This is a genomic window from Methylobacterium symbioticum (genome assembly GCF_902141845.1).
GTDB lineage: Bacteria > Pseudomonadota > Alphaproteobacteria > Rhizobiales > Beijerinckiaceae > Methylobacterium > Methylobacterium symbioticum.
In genome coordinates, this window is record NZ_CABFPH010000225.1 from 1 (window position 1) to 1,590 (window position 1,590).

General features: G+C 72.6%; 1 protein-coding gene and 1 pseudogene. Both read right to left on the minus strand.

The genetic code is table 11. The annotated features are described in order from the left end of the window. Positions 1-365: pseudogene (locus MET9862_RS28960) on the minus strand (hypothetical protein); the annotation flags it as partial. Positions 366-573: 208 nt separating this feature from the next. Then, the coding region (locus MET9862_RS28965; RefSeq protein ID WP_142586311.1) for a replication protein RepA at positions 574-1,590 on the minus strand (1,017 nt) is incomplete at its 5' end.

A 1,590-nucleotide genomic window follows, 5' to 3' on the forward strand; every position in this document is an offset into this window, starting at 1 on the left:
CGCCGGTCGTCTGAGCGCCGCGCACCGACAGGCGCGGGACTTGCATCGACCCTCCCCGTCCCGATCCCGAGCCTCCGCCGGGCCGGATCGCGTGCGGGATGGCCCGGACCGGCCGGCGGCTCGGCCCCGGACGGCGGCCAGGGGTCTGGCCAGAGATCCGGCGATGGGTCCGGCGACGGATCCCTCGCCCCGTCCGCCGGAGCGTCCACGACGCCGTCGGCGCGTCCGTCCGTCTGGGGGCCGGCCCGCAGACGGCGGCCGAGTTCGAGATAGAGCAGGTGGTCGGCGATCTCGCGGTCGAGGGCCTCGCGGCGGCGGCGCAGGTCGGCGAGGCGCGCCCGGATCTCCGCTTCCGATGGAACCATGCTTCCGGCCTCCGGAATATTCTGTTCCCCGAAACTAGCGGACCGGATTTTCCAAGGGAAGAGGCCGCAGCGGCTCATTCCCTAGATCCCGTTATTCCCTAAACGCCGGGAATGCGGCACGCGTCGATCGGGAACGATCCATGCGGCGCCCGTACGGCTTTCCATCGGAGGCCGCATCCCCGGGAAAACCGGGAATATTCCAACCGGCTCAGGCCCGGAGCTTCATGCCCTGCTTCGCGGCGGTCCGTATTCCCTGCCGCGGGGGGACCAGCAGGGCGCCGGGATCGGCCGGCTGCAGCACCAGGCCGCCCTCGTCGAGGCTGAGCGGCAGCTTCGGGAAGACCTCGCAGAGATGGGCGAGATCCGCCTTGAAGGCCTGGCGGAAGCTGCGGAGGCTGGCATTCTCCGCCCCGAACTGGCCGTGCAGGTTCTCCCAGGTCAGCCGCAGCGGCCGGTGCAGGGCGCGCAGGCGGTAGCCGACCCAGAACAGCAGGTCGAGCTTGCGCGCCGAGCCCGAGAAGGCCCGGGCCGCCCGCACGTCGACGGGGAGCGCGTGCCGGATCAGGCTGTCGTAGAAATCCTGGTGGAACTGGACGGTCCGCGACCACTCCCCCTCCCCGTGGGCGCGCCAGAGATCGAGGCTGCGGAAGGGCGGCACGTTGAGGGTGCTGGCCGCGCCCTGCCCGTCCCACAGGCCGATCTGCAGGGCGCAGGCGGCGAGCCGGTGCACCTGTTCCTTGAACTGCCGGATGGTGCCGCGCTCGCCCCCGGTCACCGCGAAGCCCATCTCGCGCATGAAGCCCGAGAGCGAATCCGCCACCTGCACGGTGGGGCTGCGCTGGCGCACGGCCTCGGTGCAGAGGTGCAGGAGCACCAGCCGGGCCTTGGGGCCGTAGGGCAGCCCCTGCGGCTCCCAGGCGCCGGTCTCGGGGTTCTTGAGGCGCCCGGCCGTCAGGCTCAGGGAGTTGCGGCCGTAGGTGCGGCTGAACTCGCGCGCCTCGCCCGGATCGCGATAGGGCAGGCCGCACAGCGCCAGCACCGAGTGGATGTGCTGCAGGTTCTCCGGCCCGGTGGGCTGGGTCTCGATGACGAGGCGCACCGCGTCGCGCCGGCGCTGGTCGCGCCCGAGCCGGGCCCGCCGCTCGGCCTCCGCGCTCTCGGCGCTGCGGGCGGCGTCGCGCTCGCGCTGGCGGTGCAGGATGTGCTCGACGCTCTGGGCGAACAG